Origin of the sequence: Pseudomonas sp. K5002 (assembly GCF_013386655.1) — a bacterium.
Classification (GTDB): domain Bacteria; phylum Pseudomonadota; class Gammaproteobacteria; order Pseudomonadales; family Pseudomonadaceae; genus Aquipseudomonas.
In genome coordinates, this window is the sequence record NZ_JACARK010000776.1 from 1 (window position 1) to 1,002 (window position 1,002).

Genomic DNA, 1,002 nt, shown 5'->3' on the forward strand with positions numbered 1-1,002 from the left:
GATCGCCAAGGGCAGCATCGCCGGCTTGCCGGTGGTCATCGCGGCCATCGAAGGCAATTTCCAGGGCGGCAGTCTCGGTGAAGTCGGCGGCGCAAAGATGGCCGGAGCACTGGAGTTGGCTGCTGAAGACAACCGCAACGGCATCCCGACGCGCGCCATCCTGCTGCTGGAAACCGGCGGCGTGCGCTTGCAGGAAGCCAACCTGGGCTTGGCTGCCATCGCCGATATCCATGCGGCGATTGTCGACCTGCGCCAGTACCAGCCGGTGATCGGCGTGGTGGCGGGCAGCGTCGGTTGTTTTGGCGGCATGTCCATCGCGGCAGGCTTGTGCAGTTATCTGCTGGTGACCCGTGAGGCGCGCCTTGGCCTGAACGGCCCGCAGGTGATCGAGCAGGAAGCCGGCCTTGAAGAATACGACTCCCGTGACCGGCCCTTCATCTGGAGCCTGACCGGCGGTGAGCAGCGTTTCAACAGTGGCTTGGCCGACCGGTATGTGGCCGACGACGTGGTGCAGATTCAGCAGCAGATCACTGAGCTGCTGCAACAAGGCTTGCCGGAAAACCAGCGCAGCCGTCAGGTTGATCACTATCTGGAACGCCTGGCCGCACTGAACGCCGAACCGCAAATCGACCCGGCGACGGTTCGCGATCTGTATCAGGGAGAACGCTCATGAGAGGTTTGCAGTGGTTCAACGCATTGAGCGGCGACGCAGCGCCAGTGAGCGGTTTGCCGAACTCGCTGAAAGTTGCCGACGGTGTGCTCGGTGATCAGCCAGTGCGCTTTATCGCGGTGGTCACCGACCCGCAAAACCGCTTCCCTCGCGCTCGCAACGGTGAAGTCGGTTTGCTGGAAGGCTGGGGCTTGGCCAAGGCGGTTGATGAGGCGATCAACACCGGCGACAAGCGTCCGCTGATTGCCATCGTGGATGTGCCGAGCCAGGCCTACGGTCGTCGCGAAGAGGCCTTGGGCATTCACCAGGCATTGGCCGCCGCTGCCGACAGC

General features: G+C 63.4%; 2 protein-coding genes. Both read left to right on the forward strand.

The genetic code is table 11. The annotated features are described in order from the left end of the window. The coding region (locus HX846_RS28275) for a biotin-independent malonate decarboxylase subunit beta (protein WP_178966555.1) at positions 1–673 on the forward strand (673 nt) is incomplete at its 5' end. Then, on the forward strand, positions 670–1,002 hold a 333-nt coding region (locus HX846_RS28280; RefSeq protein ID WP_218645492.1), incomplete at its 3' end, for a biotin-independent malonate decarboxylase subunit gamma. The genes HX846_RS28275 and HX846_RS28280, both read left to right, overlap by 4 nt.